The sequence below is a fragment of the Burkholderia sp. 22313 genome (assembly GCF_052045245.1).
GTDB lineage: Bacteria > Pseudomonadota > Gammaproteobacteria > Burkholderiales > Burkholderiaceae > Burkholderia.
This window is the reverse complement of record NZ_JBQEON010000001.1, coordinates 364965-381930: the sequence shown is the minus strand read 5'-3', so window position 1 is coordinate 381930 and position 16966 is coordinate 364965. Positions and strand designations below refer to the sequence as shown.

Annotated in this window: 16 protein-coding genes; 9 read left to right on the top strand and 7 right to left on the bottom strand. The window is 67.3% G+C overall.

What is annotated here, in order from left to right; all coding sequences use genetic code 11:
* Nucleotides 1-6 precede the first annotated feature (6 nt).
* The 6 genes from ACTJKF_RS01615 to yfcF all read left to right on the top strand — a co-directional run bounded on the left by ACTJKF_RS01615 (nucleotide 7) and on the right by yfcF (nucleotide 7727).
* Nucleotides 7-777 carry a hypothetical protein gene (locus ACTJKF_RS01615; protein ID WP_440621793.1) on the top strand — a complete coding sequence of 257 codons (771 nt, stop codon included), beginning with the start codon at nucleotides 7-9 and terminating at the stop codon, nucleotides 775-777.
* Nucleotides 778-1115: 338 nt separating this feature from the next.
* The gene (locus ACTJKF_RS01610; RefSeq protein WP_440621792.1) at nucleotides 1116-3281 is read left to right on the top strand and encodes a polysaccharide deacetylase family protein; all 2166 of its coding nucleotides are present in this window, start codon (nucleotides 1116-1118) and stop codon (nucleotides 3279-3281) included.
* A gap of 91 nt (nucleotides 3282-3372) precedes the next feature.
* A complete protein-coding gene (locus tag ACTJKF_RS01605) occupies nucleotides 3373-4473 on the top strand; it encodes a hypothetical protein (RefSeq protein WP_440621832.1) in 1101 nt (366 codons plus the stop codon).
* A gap of 47 nt (nucleotides 4474-4520) precedes the next feature.
* On the top strand, nucleotides 4521-6338 hold the full coding sequence (gene glmS / locus ACTJKF_RS01600) for a glutamine--fructose-6-phosphate transaminase (isomerizing) (protein WP_440621791.1): 1818 nt from the start codon (nucleotides 4521-4523) through the stop codon (nucleotides 6336-6338).
* Nucleotides 6339-6569: 231 nt separating this feature from the next.
* Nucleotides 6570-6980 (top strand): TIGR02594 family protein, encoded by a 411-nt coding sequence (locus ACTJKF_RS01595; protein WP_440621831.1) that lies wholly within the window; start codon nucleotides 6570-6572, stop codon nucleotides 6978-6980.
* A 114-nt stretch (nucleotides 6981-7094) separates the two neighbouring features.
* Complete coding sequence (yfcF, locus tag ACTJKF_RS01590; protein ID WP_440621790.1) at nucleotides 7095-7727, top strand: glutathione transferase; 633 nt, start codon at nucleotides 7095-7097, stop codon at nucleotides 7725-7727.
* Nucleotides 7728-7856: 129 nt separating this feature from the next.
* Here yfcF and ACTJKF_RS01585 read toward each other — a convergent pair whose 3' ends face one another.
* The 5 genes from ACTJKF_RS01585 to ACTJKF_RS01565 form a co-directional block, all read right to left on the bottom strand.
* Nucleotides 7857-9299: an efflux transporter outer membrane subunit gene (locus ACTJKF_RS01585; protein ID WP_440621789.1), complete on the bottom strand. Its 1443-nt coding sequence runs from the start codon at nucleotides 9297-9299 to the stop codon at nucleotides 7857-7859.
* 16 nt (nucleotides 9300-9315) lie between these two features.
* Nucleotides 9316-10890, bottom strand: a complete 1575-nt coding sequence (locus ACTJKF_RS01580; RefSeq protein ID WP_440621788.1) for a DHA2 family efflux MFS transporter permease subunit — start codon at nucleotides 10888-10890, stop codon at nucleotides 9316-9318.
* 13 nt (nucleotides 10891-10903) lie between these two features.
* Nucleotides 10904-11992, bottom strand: coding sequence for an HlyD family secretion protein (locus ACTJKF_RS01575; protein WP_440621787.1), 1089 nt, complete (start codon nucleotides 11990-11992; stop codon nucleotides 10904-10906).
* 64 nt (nucleotides 11993-12056) lie between these two features.
* Nucleotides 12057-12491: a MarR family winged helix-turn-helix transcriptional regulator gene (locus ACTJKF_RS01570; protein ID WP_440621786.1), complete on the bottom strand. Its 435-nt coding sequence runs from the start codon at nucleotides 12489-12491 to the stop codon at nucleotides 12057-12059.
* Between the two features lie 107 nt (nucleotides 12492-12598).
* On the bottom strand, nucleotides 12599-13519 hold the full coding sequence (locus ACTJKF_RS01565; protein ID WP_440621785.1) for a LysR family transcriptional regulator: 921 nt from the start codon (nucleotides 13517-13519) through the stop codon (nucleotides 12599-12601).
* A 91-nt stretch (nucleotides 13520-13610) separates the two neighbouring features.
* On the opposite strand from ACTJKF_RS01565, the gene ACTJKF_RS01560 reads away from it, so the two are divergent.
* The 3 genes from ACTJKF_RS01560 to ACTJKF_RS01550 all read left to right on the top strand — a co-directional run bounded on the left by ACTJKF_RS01560 (nucleotide 13611) and on the right by ACTJKF_RS01550 (nucleotide 15792).
* Nucleotides 13611-14039 (top strand): MarR family winged helix-turn-helix transcriptional regulator, encoded by a 429-nt coding sequence (locus ACTJKF_RS01560; protein WP_440621784.1) that lies wholly within the window; start codon nucleotides 13611-13613, stop codon nucleotides 14037-14039.
* Nucleotides 14040-14108: 69 nt separating this feature from the next.
* A complete protein-coding gene (locus tag ACTJKF_RS01555; RefSeq protein WP_440621783.1) occupies nucleotides 14109-15356 on the top strand; it encodes an aconitase X in 1248 nt (415 codons plus the stop codon).
* A complete protein-coding gene (locus tag ACTJKF_RS01550; RefSeq protein WP_440621782.1) occupies nucleotides 15349-15792 on the top strand; it encodes an aconitase X swivel domain-containing protein in 444 nt (147 codons plus the stop codon). The genes ACTJKF_RS01555 and ACTJKF_RS01550 overlap by 8 nt, the downstream gene beginning before the upstream one ends.
* 20 nt (nucleotides 15793-15812) lie before the next feature.
* Here the strand turns inward: ACTJKF_RS01550 and ACTJKF_RS01545 are convergent, their stop codons facing one another.
* A complete protein-coding gene (locus tag ACTJKF_RS01545; protein WP_440621781.1) occupies nucleotides 15813-16415 on the bottom strand; it encodes a hypothetical protein in 603 nt (200 codons plus the stop codon).
* Nucleotides 16412-16957, bottom strand: a complete 546-nt coding sequence (locus tag ACTJKF_RS01540; protein WP_440621780.1) for a hypothetical protein — start codon at nucleotides 16955-16957, stop codon at nucleotides 16412-16414. The genes ACTJKF_RS01545 and ACTJKF_RS01540 overlap by 4 nt, the downstream gene beginning before the upstream one ends.
* Nucleotides 16958-16966 lie beyond the last annotated feature (9 nt).

Sequence of the window (16966 nt, the reverse complement as noted above, 5' to 3'; positions counted from 1 at the left end):
GGCGCCATGCAGACGCATCCCGTCCGTCCCGTCGCCGACCGTTCGCTGCGGACCCACCCGCATCCGCAGCGCTGGCTGATGTCGATCGTCGTGCTGACGCCGGCGCTGTACGCGTCGCTGTGGCTCGCGTTGCCGCTGGCCTGGCGCTACTGGCGCGCGGTGATGGCCTGGGGTGCGCACCAGATCGATCCGGCGCTGCACGTGATCGTGATCGGCTATCCGCCCGACGCGCCGCGCGTGCCGCTGCTGTCGATCGACGTCGCCGCGCGCATGCCTGGCGGCACGCTGCTGGCCGTGACCGCGGCGCTCTGCACGATCGGCTTCGGCGCGTCGTTCCTGCGCCGCGCGAACTGGCTGCCCGTTGCATATCTGTTACGTATCGGGAGCTTCACGCAGCTGCTGATTTGCGCGTATTTCTGGCTGGCGCCGGGCACCTTCCCGTATGTGCCGATGCTGCATCTGCGCGACATGTTCGTGCTGCAGGGCGCGGCGATCGCGCTGATCCCGCTGGTGATGGCGGCGCTTTACTACCCGCTCGATTTCTCGCTGCTGCAGAAGGCGGCCGCATCGGTGCTCGTGCTCGGCTATTTTTTGCTCGCGTTGCCGTTCGTGATGTTGCTGCACGTCGTCATCCTCCATCACGGGTCGCTGCTGTTCTTGCCATTCTGCTATTTCATGCTCGGCGGGCCACTGCTGATCGGGCTGCTGGTCACCCTCTACACCTACTGCGCGAGCTGGCCCGGCGCGCTGACGAATCCGTCCGACGATTCGCGCTGAACCCGCTCGCAAAGGCCGCCGTATCAGCGATGAAACGATTTTGTATGGTTTCCTCACGAAATGGCGGTCGCTCGCGGCAGCGAGCCAGCACGCCCGCGCCTTCGGCGCCAATGGCACGTTGTTCGCTTCTTTCACCGCGTCGCATCGATTCGCGTGCAGCGGAGAGGATGGCGCGGCACGCCGGGGCAGGTTCGCGAGTCCGGCTGCCGAGGGCCGACGCCGGTCGATGGTCGACGAACTGGGCAGCCGCACCTATCTACCGGGCAAGGTTGGTTGACCTGGCGGCACGCATACCGCTGCTGCCGCAAGCCACCCATTCCTTAAGCGAGGAGCACACCATGTTGGCAAAGTCAGGCAAGTTCTTGCGGATCCTGTTCGCGCTGTTCGCGCTGGCGTTCGCATTCAGTCCGGGCGGCGTTCGGGCGGCCACCAACCAGCTTCTGCTGTTGGTGCCCGACACGCTGACGTTGCCCGATTCGCGTGTCTCCGCGTGGCTCGACACCGCGCAGGAGGAAGGGCTGCAGATCAAGGTCATGACCGACAGCCAGTTCATGGCGGCCGGCGCGTCGCTGTCGCAGTATCCCGGGCTGATCCTGCCGGACCAGGTGCATACGACGGCTGACGACACGCTCGTGACGGCGATCCAGAACTATGCGCTGAACGGCGGCAAGGTCATGCTCGTCTACGATTTCGGCGTGCTGAACTCGGCCGGCTTCTACGTGAGCCCGAAGTCGCGTTTCAGCAACATGGTGGGCGTCGATTACGTGCTGTATGACCAATACGGCGGCAACATGATCGGCCTCGGCAACGTGACCGGCATGAGCAGCTGGCTGCGCACGCTGCAGGTGCCCCCCGGCAAGTCGATGGCATGGACGACGACGACGTCGACCACGACCGCCAGCCCCACGAGCTCGTTCGCGTCGACGAGCAGCTCGGGTCAGTCGACGACATCGGCGTCGACTTCGTCGGCGCCGACGTCTGGCAGTGCGCTGTTCCTGCCCGCCAGCCCGTCGAACCCGGGTGGCCTCGCCAATTACAACCACCAGGCATGGTTCCAGTACCAGACGCCGACCAACGGCAGTGGCGTGCTGAACCAGACGCTGCCGAAGCTGACCGGCACCGTGACCGGCAAGCTCAAGAAGATCACGTCGTATAGCGCCGGCTCGCTGCTGAGCACCGCGACCGGCAAGACGGCCAGCACGCTCGCGTCCACGCTGGCCACCACCACGGACACGCTCGAAGGGATCTCCGGCTATGTGTACGGCTTCCTGACCTATCCGAGCTTCGTCACGCAGGGCACGTATACCGGCACGACGATCCTGACGTCGCCGACGTTCGGGCTGGTGTCGGGCTACAACCCCTACGGCAACGGCGGGGTGCTGTTCGTCAACCTGCCGCTGGCCTACCTCGACGGCCAGACCGACGGGATGCTGATCCACGGCTACCTGCATTATTTCGGCACGCAGATGCTGAACCTGCCGTCGCTGTCGCCGCTGCCGAAGGCGCAGGCCGGCCTCGTGTTCAACTGGCACTTCTGCGCGGGCGACCAGATCCAGCCTGCACTTCAGCTGAAGAGCCTCGGCGTATGGAACAACGGGCCGTTCTCGCTCGTGGTCACGGCCGGCCCGGACGAAGCGGCATTCGGCGACGGTGACGGCGTGAACCTCGCGAACAATCCGACCGCGCAGAATCTCATCAAGTACCTCCTGAGCAAGGGCCATCACGTCGGCAGCCACGGCGGCTGGATCCACGACTACTGGGGGGCGAACGCGAGTGAAACGAACGCGAGCACGTTCACGCAGTACCTGGTGATGAACCACCAGGCCGTCCAGGCGGCGACCGGCCAGCCGGATGTCGAGTACGCGGCGCCGGAAGGCAACACGCCGACCTGGTCGGTGAACTGGCTCGAGAGCAACGGCTTCAACGGGTATTACTTCACCGGCCACACCGGCTCGGCGCCGACCCGCGCCTATCGCAACGGCGCGATGCTGAACCCCGGTCTGTGGGCCTACCCGGTGATGCCGTTCGGCAAGTACGCGACGTTCGAGGAGTTCCAGCAGTATGCGGTGCCGACGGCCGACGTGAACAACTGGTACGCCGCGCTGATGAACTGGGTCGTCGCGAACCACACGAGCCGGCTGATCTATGCGCACCCGCTCGGCGCATCGTCCTACACGTCGACGCTGTCCGCGATCTTCTCGCAAGCGAACATGCTGAAGCTGACGGGGCAGTTCCGCTGGTACACGATGAGCGACATCACGATCTTCGATCGGTCGCGCCTGAACGTCACGTGGTCGGCCACCGACACGGGCAGTGGCTGGGCGTTCTCGGCCAGCCACCCGACCAGCCTCGCGAACATGACGTGGCTGCTGCCGAAGGCCGCGTATGCGTTGCCGATCATCACGCAAGGCAGCGGCAGCGTGGGGATCACCGACTCGACGTACTGGCTCGTGACCGCGAACAGCGGTACCAGCCTCAAGTTCACCAGCGCCAAGGTGCACTGAGCCACGTCGTCGACACGGTCGCCGGACGCGACGCGGCCAACGCCGCGTCCGGCGACGATTGCGCAGGATGACCGCGCAGGAGCCTCCCATGATGAACCGGCCCGCGCTTTTCCCGGCCACACGCGCGTGCGTGGCGGCCACCGTCAGGCTGTGCCGCTACTGGCGCACCGCCTGCTGCGTCGCCGCGTGCTGCTCCGTGCTGCACGCGGGCGCCGCCGACCTTCGACTCAACGGGCTGTATCAACGCCCGGACGGTGCGATCACCGTGCGTCTGAACGGCGCCGGCATCGATCCTTATTTCGCGGCGAAGGCGCTGCTTGCCGCAGCCGACACCAAGATGGACGCCCGTCAGCCCGCACTCGCGTGGATCGCATGGTTGTTGCCGCGCCAGCGTCCGGACGGCGGCTTCGATCGCTACTGCGTGAAGAGCGGCGGACAGGTCGCGTCGTGCGCGGAAGCCGACGCGGACGACGCGATGATGGCGACCTGGATCGAACTGCTCGCGCGCTTCGCACCGCCCGACGGCATGCCGGCCGCGTGGGAAGCCAGCCTGAATCGCGCGGGCGCGCACCTGGACCTGCTGCTCGACAAGCCGACCGGCGTCTATCAGATCTCGTCGACGCTGCACGTCGCGCTGCTGATGGACAACGTCGAGGTGCACAGCGCATTCCAGGCGCTCGCCGCGTATTACGTGCGCCGTGCCGACTACGCGCATGCGGGCCCGTGGAGCCAGCGGGCCGACCGGCTGTCGTCGGCGATCGTGAAGGTGTTCTGGCGCGGGACGCGATCCGGCTTTCGCGCGAGCACGCAGAAGATCAGCGACACGAGCTTCTATCCGGCGAAGGTCGCGCAGATCTTCCCGATCCTGTCCGGCATCCAGGTGCCCGACGAGTCGAACGAGACGATCTACGCGCAGTGGATGCAGAAGTACGGCAAGACCTGGATGCAGCTCGCCGGCTCCGATTTTCCGTGGGGGCTGATCGCGCTGGTCGCCTACAAGATGAACGACTGGAGCACCGTCGCCTGCTGGTATGCGCGCTCGGGCCCGTATCGTCACGGCACGCACTGGAACGTACTGGAGGAGTCGCTGTACCTGGCATTCGAAAGCCGGATGACCGATCCGCTCGCACCCGCCAAATGCGGGTTCACGACCGCGGAGACAACGGAAACAACGGTGGCCGGATCGCGTTGACACGGCGGCGCACCGTTCATGGGCGGACAAAGGGAAGGAGGCGTGTCATGTGTGGCATCGTCGGCGCGGTCGCGCAACGGAACATCGTTCCGATTCTGATTGAAGGATTGCGCCGCCTCGAGTATCGCGGCTACGATTCATGCGGCGTGGCGACCGTCGTCGACGGCCAGGCGCGCCGGGAGCGCAGCGTATCGCGCGTCGCCGATCTCGACGCGCACGTCCGCGACGCCGGGCTGTCCGGCAGCACCGGCATCGCGCATACCCGCTGGGCGACGCATGGCGCGCCGGCCACCTGCAACGCGCATCCGATCTTCTCGCGCGACGAGATCGCCCTCGTGCACAACGGCATCATCGAGAATCACGAAACGTTGCGCAGGCAACTGTCCGACGAGCACTATGAATTCGACGGGCAAACCGATACCGAGGTCGTCGCGCACCTGATCCACAGCAAGTATCGCGGCGACCTGCTCGCCGCCGTGCGCGACGCGACGGCGCAGCTGCACGGCGCGTATGCGATTGCCGTGTTCAGCAAGCACGAGCCGCAGCGGCTGATCGGCGCGCGCGCCGGCTCGCCGCTGGTGGTCGGGGTGAGGGACGGCGAATGCTTTCTCGCATCGGACGCGCTCGCGCTGGCCGGGATCACCGATCAGTTCATCTTTCTCGAGGAAGGCGACATCGTCGAACTGACGCCGGGCGGCGTGCGGGTGCTCGCGCGCGGCGGCACGCCGGTCGAACGCCCGGTCCAGACCGTTTCGGCGACGCAAGGCGTGGTTGAACTCGGGCCGTACCGCCACTTCATGCAGAAGGAAATCTTCGAGCAACCGCAGGCCGTCGCCGCGACCATCCCCGATGCGGGGCTGTTCGATCCGGCGACATTCGGCCCGGATGCCGCGCGCGCGTTCGAGCAGATCGACAACGTGCTGATCCTCGCGTGCGGCACGAGTCATTATTCCGGCCTGACGGCGCGCCGCTGGCTCGAGACGATCGCGCGCGTGCCGGCGCAGGTCGAGATCGCGAGCGAATACCGTTACAGCGATGCGCTCGCGCTGCCGAATACGCTGGTGGTCAGCGTGTCGCAGTCCGGCGAGACGGCCGATACGCTCGCCGCGCTCAAGTACGCGCAGGCGCTCGGTCATATCGACACGCTGGCGATCTGCAACGTGCCGACCAGCGCGATGATGCGGCAGACCGGCCTGCGGTTCCTGACGCGGGCCGGCCCGGAGATCGGCGTCGCGTCGACCAAGGCGTTCACGACGCAGCTCGTCGCGCTGTTCATTCTCGCGGTGACGCTCGGCCGGTTGCGCGGTTATGTCGACGACGCGCAGCTTGCCCGTTATACGACGCAACTGCGGCGGCTGCCGAACGCGCTCGAGGACGTGCTCGCGCTGGAGCCGCAGATCGAGCGCTGGGCCGCGGAGTTCTCGCGGCACGAGAATGCGCTGTTTCTCGGGCGCGGGCTGCATTACCCGATCGCGCTCGAAGGCGCGCTGAAGCTGAAGGAGATTTCGTATATCCACGCGGAAGCGTATCCGGCCGGCGAGCTGAAGCACGGGCCGCTCGCGCTCGTGACGCATGCGATGCCGGTCGCGACGATCGCGCCGAACGACGCGCTGCTCGAGAAGCTCAAGTCGAACATGCAGGAAGTGCGGGCGCGGGGCGGGCAGCTTTACGTATTCGCCGATGCCGATACGCGGATCGACAACGGCGAGGGCGTGTCGGTGCTGCGGATGCCGGATTACTACGGGCTGCTGTCGCCGATCCTGCACGTCGTGCCGTTGCAACTGCTCGCGTATCACGCCGCGTGCCTGCGCGGCGCGGATATCGACAAGCCGAGGAACCTGGCGAAATCGGTGACGGTGGAGTGACGGGCGGGGCGCGAGGGCGGTCAGGCCGTTTCCGCGCCATGCGGGGCGGCCTTGGCCGGGATTCGGGAAGGCCGACGGCGGCCGGGCATGGCCGGGCGCGCCGGGCCCGAAACGGCACTGCCATGCCGCCGCATTCGTGCGAATATAGGCGGCGTTTCGACCACCGAACCCGAGACCGTCGTGATCCGATCGAACCCCGAGGGCAACCCGCCAGCCGGCCATCCGCCGTGGATGCCCGTCGCGCTGGCCGAACTGGGCATCCGCCGGTTCCCGCCCGGCAGCATCAATCCGCGCATCGTCGAATACAACAACCACACGAATCTCGTCGGTTACGACGACAAGATTTCGTGGTGCTCGTCGTTCGCCAACTGGTGCATGACGCGTGCCGGCATCCGCGGCACGGGCTCCGCGCTCGCGCGCTCGTGGCTCGAATGGGGGCGGCCGCTGGAGCGCCCGGTGTACGGCTGCATCGCGGTCCTGACGCGCGACGATCCCGCGAGCTGGAAGGGCCACGTCGGGTTCTATCTGCGTCACGACGACCAGCACGTGCACCTGTTCGGCGGCAATCAGCTCGAAGCCGTGCGCGAACTCGCGTATCCGGTGAGCGAAGTGATCGGATACCGATGGCCCGACGCGGGTTGATCGCGCCGATTGCCCGCCGTGTAGCTGTTTCATCCCGCAATGAAATGACCCAACCGGAGGCCCCCGGCGCATCCGCTCGCGATGCCCGGCCTCCGCATTCACAAGGAGCCTGCAGTGCAAACCGGTAATCTCCGCCTCTACGCCGACTCGCAATATGCGAGCCCTTACGCGATGTCCGTGTTCGTCGCGCTCGAGGAAAAATCGCTGCCGTACGACCTGGTGACCGTCGATCTCGGCAACCGCGCGCATTTCGCGCCGGACTATGCGGCGACGTCGCTGACGCAACGCGTGCCGACGCTCGTGCACGACGACTTCGCGCTGTCGGAATCGTCCGCGATTACCGAATATCTCGACGAGACTTTCCCGGGCGCACGGCTCTATCCGGCCGAGCCGCGCCAGCGCGCGCGGGCGCGCCAGGTGCAGGCGTGGCTGCGCAGCGACCTGATGCCGATCCGCACGGAGCGGTCGACCGAAGTGTTGTTCTACCGCCCGTCGAGCGAGCCGCTGTCGAATCTGGCACAGGCCGCCGCGCAGAAGCTGTTCGCGGCCGCCGATAAACTGCTCGCACCGGGCGCGGCGAACCTGTTCGGCGCGTGGAGCATCGCCGATGTCGACCTGGCGGTGATGTTGAATCGCCTGGTATTGAACGACGATCCGGTGCCGCAGCGTCTGGCCGACTATGCGCGCGCGCAGTGGGAGCGGCCGTCGGTGCAGCGTTGGGTGAAGCTGAAGCGGCCGCCGCTGTAACGCACGGCGGGGCCGGGCGACGCAGCGGCGTGACCCGGCCGACTGCCCGCGCGGCCCGTACACACGGACCCTCCGGCCGCGAGATCGCGCGTCCGGTATCGGCGGGCGGTCGCGGTCAGTCCTTCGCGATCAATCCTTTGCTGCGGCGACGGCTTCCGTCTGCGCGTCACCCGCCGCGTCATTCCGGCTCCATCCACCTCCAAGCGACCGATACAACGCGACCGCCGCCAGCGCATGCTCGCGCTTGGCCTGGTTGAGCGCATCCGAATCCCGCAGATACACCTCCTGCGCGGACAGCACATCCAGGAAATCCGTCGCGCCGCCCTTGTAGAGCTGGTTCGCCAGCCCGAGCGCCTGGCCCGACGCCGCGAGCGCGCTGTCGAGCCGCCGCGTCGCTTCATCGCTGCCGACGAGGTTCGCGCGCGCATCCTCGACGTCCCGCAGCGCCTGCAACATCGTCTGTCGCAACCCGAGTTCCGACTCGCGCATCCGGCTTTCGCTCTGCGAGATATCGGCGGTAATCCGCCCTGCGTTGAAGATCGGGCTCGTCGCGCTCAACGCCGCGCTGAACAGGTTGTCGGTCAGCGTCGGCAACCCGAGGTACGACGCGGCCAGAATTCCGTCCGTCAGGTTCAGCGAGAACTTCGGATACCGCTCGGCCTTCGCGACACCGACTTGCGCCGCGCGCCGCTCGACCTGCGCATACGCGGCGAGCACGTCCGGCCGGCGCAGCAGCGCCTGCGAAGGCAGCGTGTCGGGCGACCCGGCCGGCGGCACCGGAATCGCGCCGGCCTGCGCGAGCACGAGCCGGTCGACCGATTCGGGCGTGCGGCCCGAATACACGGCGATCAGGTTGAGCTGATGCGCGATCCGCGCCTGCGTCGGCGGAATCCGCGCGTCCAGCGCATCGAGCTGGTTCTGCGCGCGGGTGACGTCGAGCTCCGTCGACAGCCCGAACGCCTGCCGCTTGCGCGTGAGGTCGAGCGCATGCCGGCGGATCGCCGCGTTGTCCTGCAGGATCTTCAGTTCCTGCTGCGCCCAGCGCAGGTCGACATACGCGGACGCCGCATCGGCCGCGAGCGCGAGCCGCATCGCGTCTTCTGCGTGCTGTTGCCCGACCCGTTCGGCCTGCGCGGCCAGCAGGTCGAGCCGTTCACCGCCGAACACGTCCGGCGACCAGCTCAGCGCGAGCCCCGCGCCGGCCTGCCGCACATAGCCGAGCGGCGGCGGCGTGTTCTGGCGCGCGTCGGCCGCATGCGCGGTCGCGTCGAGTGCGGGCAGCAGCACCGCGCGCTTCTGCACGGTCAGCGCCTGCGCCTGCTTCACGCGTTCGGCGGCGGCCTGCAGATCGAGGTTGCCGTCGAGCACGGTGTCGATCAGCCGGTCGAGCGCCGGATCGTGGAACTGCGCCCACCACGCGGCGGCATCGGCGCCCGTGCGCGGCACGTCGGTATCCCACGCGGCGGGGGCGAGCGCTTGAACGGCATCGTGCAGCGCGGGATGCTGCGCGGGCGGCACCGCGCAGCCGGCGGCGAATGCGCTGGCAGCGAGGGCGGCGAGTAGCTTTTTCATGATGACGACCTCGGCTTCAGTGCGCGTCCGGCGGCGGCGCGTTCAGGGTGATGGGACGGGAAAACGCGACGGCGGCCAGCGCGACGACGAAGCACAGCGACAGCGCGTAGTACGCATCCGCATAGGTGAGCGTCAGCGCTTCGCGATAGATCAGCCGGTGCAGGTTCGCGAGGCCGGCCTGCGCGGTATCCAGCGTGTTGCCGGCCACCGAGGTCCAGTACGCGGCCTGGCGATCGAGCAGCGACGCGACCTGCGGCTCGCCCGCGCTCACGTGCTCGTTCAGGCGCAGGTAGTGGAAGTTCACCCGGTCGTTGAGCATCGTCGCGCTCACCGCGATGCCGATCGCGCCGCCGAGGTTGCGCATCAGGTTGAACAGGCCGCTTGCCGATTTCAGGCGCGACTGCGGCAGCGAGCCCAGCGCCATCGTCACGATCGGCGGCACGCTGAATTGCTGGCCGATGCCGCGCAGCGCCTGCGGCAGCAACAGCTCGCGCCAGCCCCAGTCGTGCGTGATCGGCGTGTACAGGTAGCAGCCGAGGCCGAAGCAGACGAGCCCGAACACGAGCAGCGCGCGCATGCTGAAGTAGCGCGCGGCGAACGCATACACGCACAGCGCAAGCAGCTGGAACGCGCCGACCGACAGCAGCGCGATACCGATCTGCAGCGAACTGAACGCGCGCACCTGCGCCAGGAACAGCGGCGTGAGGAACACCGTCACGAAGATCCCGATGCCCGTCACGAACGACAGCAGGCTGCCGATCCCGAAGTTGCGCACGACGAGCGCGCGCAGGTCGACGACCGGATCGTCGGCGCTCAGCGCGTGCACGATGAACAGGAAGCCGCAGATGCCGGAGATCCATGCGCAGATCAGGATGACGTCGTCGCTGAACCAGTTCTTGCGCGGGCCTTCCTCCAGCACGTATTCGAGGCAGCCGAGGAAACCCGACATCAGCACGATGCCGGGATAGTCGCCGCGCCTGACGAGGCTGAGGTCGGGGGCGTCGATCCGCACGTAGCGCGGCACCAGCGCGGCCACGACGACGCCCGGCACGAGGTTCAGGTAGAACAGCCAGTGCCACGACCATTGATCGGTGATCCAGCCGCCGATCACCGGCCCGATTGCCGGCGCGAGCGACGCGAGCGCGCCGATCGTCGTCGACGCGACCAGCCGCTGCCTGCCCGGGAACAGCACGAACGCGGTCGTGAACACGGTGGGGATCATCGCGGCGCCGAGCGCGCCTTGCAACCCGCGAAACAGGATCATCGAATTGATGTCCCACGCGAGCCCGCACAGCATGCTCGTGATCGTGAAGCCGATCGCCGACGCGACGAACAGCCAGCGCGTCGACATCACCTTCGACAGCCAGCCCGACATCGGGATCACGATGATCTCGGCGATCAGGTAGGCCGTCTGCACCCACGACAGCTCGTCCTGGCTTGCAGAGAGCCCGCCGCCGATGTCGCGCAGCGACGACGCGACGATCTGGATGTCGAGCGTCGCCATGAAGAAGCCGACGCACATCAGCGCGAACGCGAAGACACGCTGTTTCGTCGGTTGCGACGCCGGGTCGCCGGAGAATGCGGTGGTCATCGTCGGCTCCCGTTCAGTTCGCGTGGCCGGTATGCACGGTCACGACCGCGGACAGGCCCGGGCGCAGCACCTGCTCGATGCCCGGCTGCGGATCGAGCTGCACGCGCACCGGCACGCGCTGCACGATCTTCGTGAAGTTGCCGGTCGCGTTCTCGGGCGGCAGCACGCTGAAGGTCGCGCCGGTCGCGGGCGCGAGGCTGTCGACGCGGCCATGCAGGCGCAGGCTCGACGCATCGAGCGCGACGTCGACGCGATCGCCCGCGCGCATCTTGCGCAGCTGGTCCTCCTTGAAGTTCGCGTCGATCCACAGCCCGGAAGCGGGCACGATCGTCAGCAGCGGCACGCCGACGTTCGCGAGCATCCCGACGCGGCCCGTGCGGTTGCCGACGTAGCCGTCGGCCGGCGAGCGGATCGTCGTGTATTCGACGTTGAGCGCCGCGACCCGTTGCGCGGCGAGCGCCGTGTTCACGCGGGCCCGCGCATCGGCGAGCTGCGCGCCGAGCACGTCGAGCTGCCGCTTCGATGCGAGCCACGCGGCGTCGCTGCGGGCGACGGCCGCAGCCGCCTTCGCATAGTCGGCGTCCGCGCGTTCGACGATCTGGCTCGACACCGCATCGGATTTCACGAGCGCGCGGTAGCGCACGCGGTCGGCCGACGCACGCGTGAGCTCGGCCGACGATGCGTTCCGGTCCGCCGCGTGCTGGCCGATCACCGCGTATTGAAGCTGTTGCTTCGCTTCGAGCTCCGTCACGGCGGCGCGTGCGCCGTCGACTTCCGCGCTGGCCTGCGCGAGCTTCGCATCGTAGTCGCGCGCGTCGAGCTGCACGAGCACGTCGCCGGCCTTCACGCGCTGGTTGTCGGTCACGAGGATCTTGTCGACGAAGCCGTTCACCTTCGGCGCAAGCACCGTGACGTCGCCGCCGACATACGCATCGTCGGTGCTTTCCTGAAAGCGCAGCACCCACAGCCAGTCGAGCGTCGCGGCCGCGACCGCGACGATGACGGCGCCCACCGCGATCCGCATCCACGGCACGCGGCGCTGCGTGGCCGGCCGGTCGATTGTGGCTGCGTCGCGGGCGGCAGCGGTTGGGGTCGTTTCCATCGATTCACCTATGTATATGCACTTATTGAAGCGACCGACGACACGTCGCCGATCGGGGAAGTCGTCAATCGCGCTCCGGCAGGTTGTGCGTAATCCGGAACAATTCGTCTCTGAGGCGGGCCGCGCGGGCCGACCCGAACCGCTGCTCGAACGCTTGCTGTGCGGCGAGCCAGTGCGCATGCGCGTCGGCGATCTTCGTTTCGCCGTGCGCGGTCAGCGCGAACGTCTGGCGGCGGCAACGCGGCTCGATCCGGCCCGTCACCAGCGCCGCGCCGATCAGCGGCTTGAGGGCCCGCAGCAGCGCCGTGCGCTCGATCACCAGGGCGGCCGACAGCGTCGCCATCGTCAGGCCCGGGCGCTCCCGCAGCAGCGCGAGAATGCTGTACTGCGACGGCGTGACGCCCGCCCGCGACAGATAGCGCTCGTAGAACTGCGAGACCCGCCGTGCGGCTTGCCGAACCGCGAAGCAATCGTCATCGGTAAGCTTGGTCGTGTGCATGTGCACATATTAGGTGGCACGGCGAGGCGAAGCGAGCGGCGGCGCAGGATCAGATTGGTGCCGTGGCTGTACCAATCGATGGCCGGACGGCGCGTTTTCGCGCCGGATCAGGCCGCGGCGGGAACAATCCCGCCTTCGTGGTCACAGTACGCGGCCGTGTAGTCGATGAACGCCTTGACCTTCGCCGGCAGCAGCGCGCGGTTGGCGTAAGCGAGCTTGATTTCGACGAACGCGTCGACGAGATCGGCGCCTTCGAGCAACTGCACGAGCGCGCCCGACGCGAGTTCGACCTCGACGAGCGTTCTCGGCACGACGCCGATGCCGAAGTCGTGCATCACCATTTCGCGATTGAAGACGGGGCTGTTCGACGCGATGTCGAAGTTCAACGGCACGGTCAGCAAATCGCCGTCGACACGAAACGACAGCGCGGGCCGGCGCAGCGACGGCGACATCGGCACGAACGCGTGCCCGGCGAGCTCGGCTGGCGTTGCCGGGCGCGGATGCGTGCGCAGATACGCAGGCGTCGCGACGATCACCACCGGGATGCGTTCGACCAGCCGCACGACGGTCGTCTCGCTCGTCAACATGTACGGCACGACGATGCCGATGTCGTAGCCTTCGCCGACGAGGTCGACCGGGCGCTCGGTCAGCGTGACGTCGAGGCGCACCTTCGGATGCGCGGCCTTGAAGCCGGCGATCAGCGGCACGAGCCGGTTCAGCGCGGCCGTTGTATGCGCGACGAGGCGCAGCAGCCCCTCGGGTTCGCGCGTATGGGATTGCGCCTGTGCTTCCAGCGAATCGAGTTCGTCGAGCACGGCCGCGCAGCGTTCGTAGATGCGCTCGGCGGTTTCGGTCAGCGACACCTGGCGCGTGGTCCGGTGCAGCAAGCGGCTGCCGAAGCGCGCCTCCAGATCCGCGACCGCCCGCGACACCACCGGCCGTGCGAGGCCGTGCATGTCGGCCGCGCGCGTGAAGCTGCGCGTTTCCACCACCGACCGGAAAATCCGCAGCTTGTCGATGTAGTCCATGTCCGTCTCCTTGACGCGGTGGCCGGCCGCCGGCGCCGTTACGGCGGAGTGTACATTGACTTTATGCATATGCACATATAAATTGCCGGTCATGAACGATCTCCAGATGGCCCAGGCCTGCAATTGCCTCGCGCTGCGTCAGGCGGCGCGCTTCGTCACGCAACGCTACGAGCGGCATCTGGCCCCGGTCGGGGTCACGCCCGCGCAGTTCTCGATCATGGCGAACCTGTCGCACCGGCCCGGGCTGGTGATGAGCGAGCTCGCCGATACGCTGGTGATGGATCGCACGACGCTGTTGCGCGCGCTGAAGCCGCTGCAGCGCGACGGATTCGTCGCCGCGGCGGCGTCCGAGCATGATGCGCGCGCGCATGCGCTCAGCCTGACGAAGCTCGGCGAGCGCACCTATGCGCAGGCGAAAGTCGCGTGGCAGGCCGCGCAGGACGAGTTCGAGACGCAGTTCGGCCGCGGCCGGGCCAAGGCGCTGCGTGACGAGCTGTTCAGCCTGACGGCGATGCGCTAGGCCCGGCGCGCACGGTAGTATTGCAAAGGCGATCCGGATCCACCGGACGAGACACGAGGAGCACCCCCCATGCTGCAGTTGAGCGAGCGCGACGACGCGATGTTGCGCGGCGCATTCGGCGACGGCGTCGCGCGCGCGATGCGGATCGTCGCGCGCACGGCCGAAGTCATGTCGGCGCCGCACCTGATCGACATCACGTCCGCGCATATCGACGGCTGTCTTTACCACGGCCAGACGAGCCTCGACTTCGTCGAGTATTTCGTCGACACCGGCGCGCAAGTCGCGGTGCCGACCACGCTGAACGTCGGGTCGCTCGACCTGATCCATCCCGAGCTCTATCACGGCGACCGCACGATCCAGCGCGACGCGCAGCGCCTGATGGATGCGCACCTGCAACTCGGCTGCGAATCGAGTTTCACGTGCGCGCCGTATCAGCTGAAGAATCGTCCGCGTCTCGGTGAGCAGATCGCATGGGCCGAATCGAATGCGATCGTGTTCGCCAATTCGGTGCTCGGTGCGCGCACCAGCCGCTACGGCGACTTTCTCGATCTGGCCGCCGCGATCACCGGCCGCGCGCCGTATGCGGGGCTGCACGTGGAGGCGAATCGCGCGGCGCGGATCGTGTTCAACGCGCCGGACTTCGGCGGCCGGCCGTCGCGCGACATCTATTTCGCGGCGCTTGGGCTGCTGATCGGCAGGATCGCCGGCGCGATCGTACCGGCGATCGTCGGGCTGCCCGCGGACACCAGCGAAGACGAACTCAAGGCACTCGGCGCGGCCGCCGCATCGAGCGGCGCGGTCGCGCTGTTCCATGCGGTGGGCGTCACGCCCGAGGCGCCGACGCTCGATGCCGCGTTGCATGGTCGCGCCGCCGAACGCACGGTCGACGTCGCGATGGCCGATCTCGACGAGATTCGTCGCACGCTGAATCATGGCTCGGCGGGCGATGCGCTCGTCGCGGTCGCGCTCGGCACGCCGCATTTCTCGCTGGCCGAATTCCGCACGCTCGACGCGCTGCTCGACCGGTTCGACGGCAAGCCGAAGTGCGATTTCTACGTGAACACGAGCCGCTTCATCCTGTGGGAACTGGGCGAGCTCGGGCTCGCGTCGAAATTCGATGCGCGCGGCATCCAGATCGTCGTCGACACCTGCACGTACATCACGCCGGTGATGAAGCAACTGTCGGGCCTGGTGATGACCAACTCGGGGAAATGGGCATCGTATGCGCCGGCGAACATCGGCGTCACGGTGGCGTACGGCAGCATGCGCGAGTGCGTGCGCTCCGCGTTCGAAGGCAAGGTGCGATTCGATGACTGACGCAACGAACGGGCAACTGACGGGCGACACGCTCGTGCCGGGCAGCGCATGCGCGAACACGATCGTGCTCGACAAGCCGCTCAGTTTCTGGGGCGGCTACGACTCGGGCGCGGGGCGGATCGTCGATCGCGGGCATCCGCAGGCCGGCGCGAGCCTGGCCGGCCGGATCATGGTGATGCCGCACGCGAAGGGCTCGAGTTCGAGCAGCAGCGTGCTCGCGGAAGCGGTGCGCAACGGCACGGGGCCGGTCGGGATCGTGCTGAAGGAGCGCGACCTGATCATCTCGATCGGCGCGATCGTCGCTGCGGAGCTGTATGCGATCGCGGTGCCGGTGGTGTGCGTGACGGATGCCGTGTACGACGCGATCGTCGCCGCGAACGGCGAGGTGCGGATCGAGGCGGGGGAGGGCGGTGCGCGCATTGGTATAGGCGGCTGACGCATCGCGCGCTCGTCGGTTCAGAGGAAGCGGATGCGCGGCGCATCGTCCGCGGTGAGCGACAGCGCATGTTTTGCCGCATTCATCTCGCGTCTGCCGCCTGGCTGCTTGAGCCGCCGGATTTCGGGCCAGCCAATCAGGCCGAACGCCGAACGCAGGATCGCGCTCAGCACGAAGAAGCCGAGTGCGGTTCCGCCAAACCACGCAAAGATGTCGAGCATGCCGTTCGTGCTGCCTTGTAGCACCGACATGATGCCGATGGCGAACGCCACGGCGATCAGAATGCCGATCGTCGCGATGACATCGGTTCGGGCGCTGGCGACGCGTGCGGGACGAACGAGATAGATCGAACCGTCGGTCACGTTGTGGATGCCGTAGATCGCGAGACTATCGCGGCCCTCGGCATACGCGACATGCAGCCGGTCGCCTGCAACGACGAACAGGTTGCGCGTCCCGCCTGTCCGGAGCGTGAGCGGCGCATCGAATGCGTCGAGTCGAAGCTCGATCTCTTCGATGCTCTGCGTCGTCCAGCCGAGGTTGTTGCTCCATACCTTCGTACTGATCGTCTTCTGGCCGACGGACGTCACGCAGCCGGACGCGATTCGCATGGAACGATCCGTCATACGTTGCTCCGTTCGAACGTGAGTCGGGGCGGCTGGCATTGCCACTTTTCCTGGGCTTCGCGCCGTTGCGGCCGGAACACCAGTTCGGACAAGCCGCCGATCGCGATCAGCGTGCCCAGCAGGCTGATGATGCTGACGAACACGGTCAGTGCGAAGACGAGTGCCCAGCCGCCGTTGAACGCGGCGCTGCCGATCAGCAGGCTCAGCACGAACACGCACGATGCCCACGTGAGCAGCGACAGGTTGTGTTCCCTCTGCGCGAGCGCGTCGTAGGGTGGAATCGCCAGATCGTTGCTGACGATCCACGCGATTCTGCGACGGCCATGATCGTCGAAAATGCACGCGCTTACCGGCATGCCGGGCTGGAGCCTATCGATCTGCTTGAACGCTTCTGCATCGACGTCGCCCGCTGCGATGAAGTAGCAGGTGTCCTGCATCGTCAGGCGATAAAGCGGCACCTGGTTGGTATTGGCCGCGATACGGATGAGATTCGTATCGATACGGTCGATCGTCGACTCGATCACGGTGGTGTGATTGCGCATGGCTGAAAG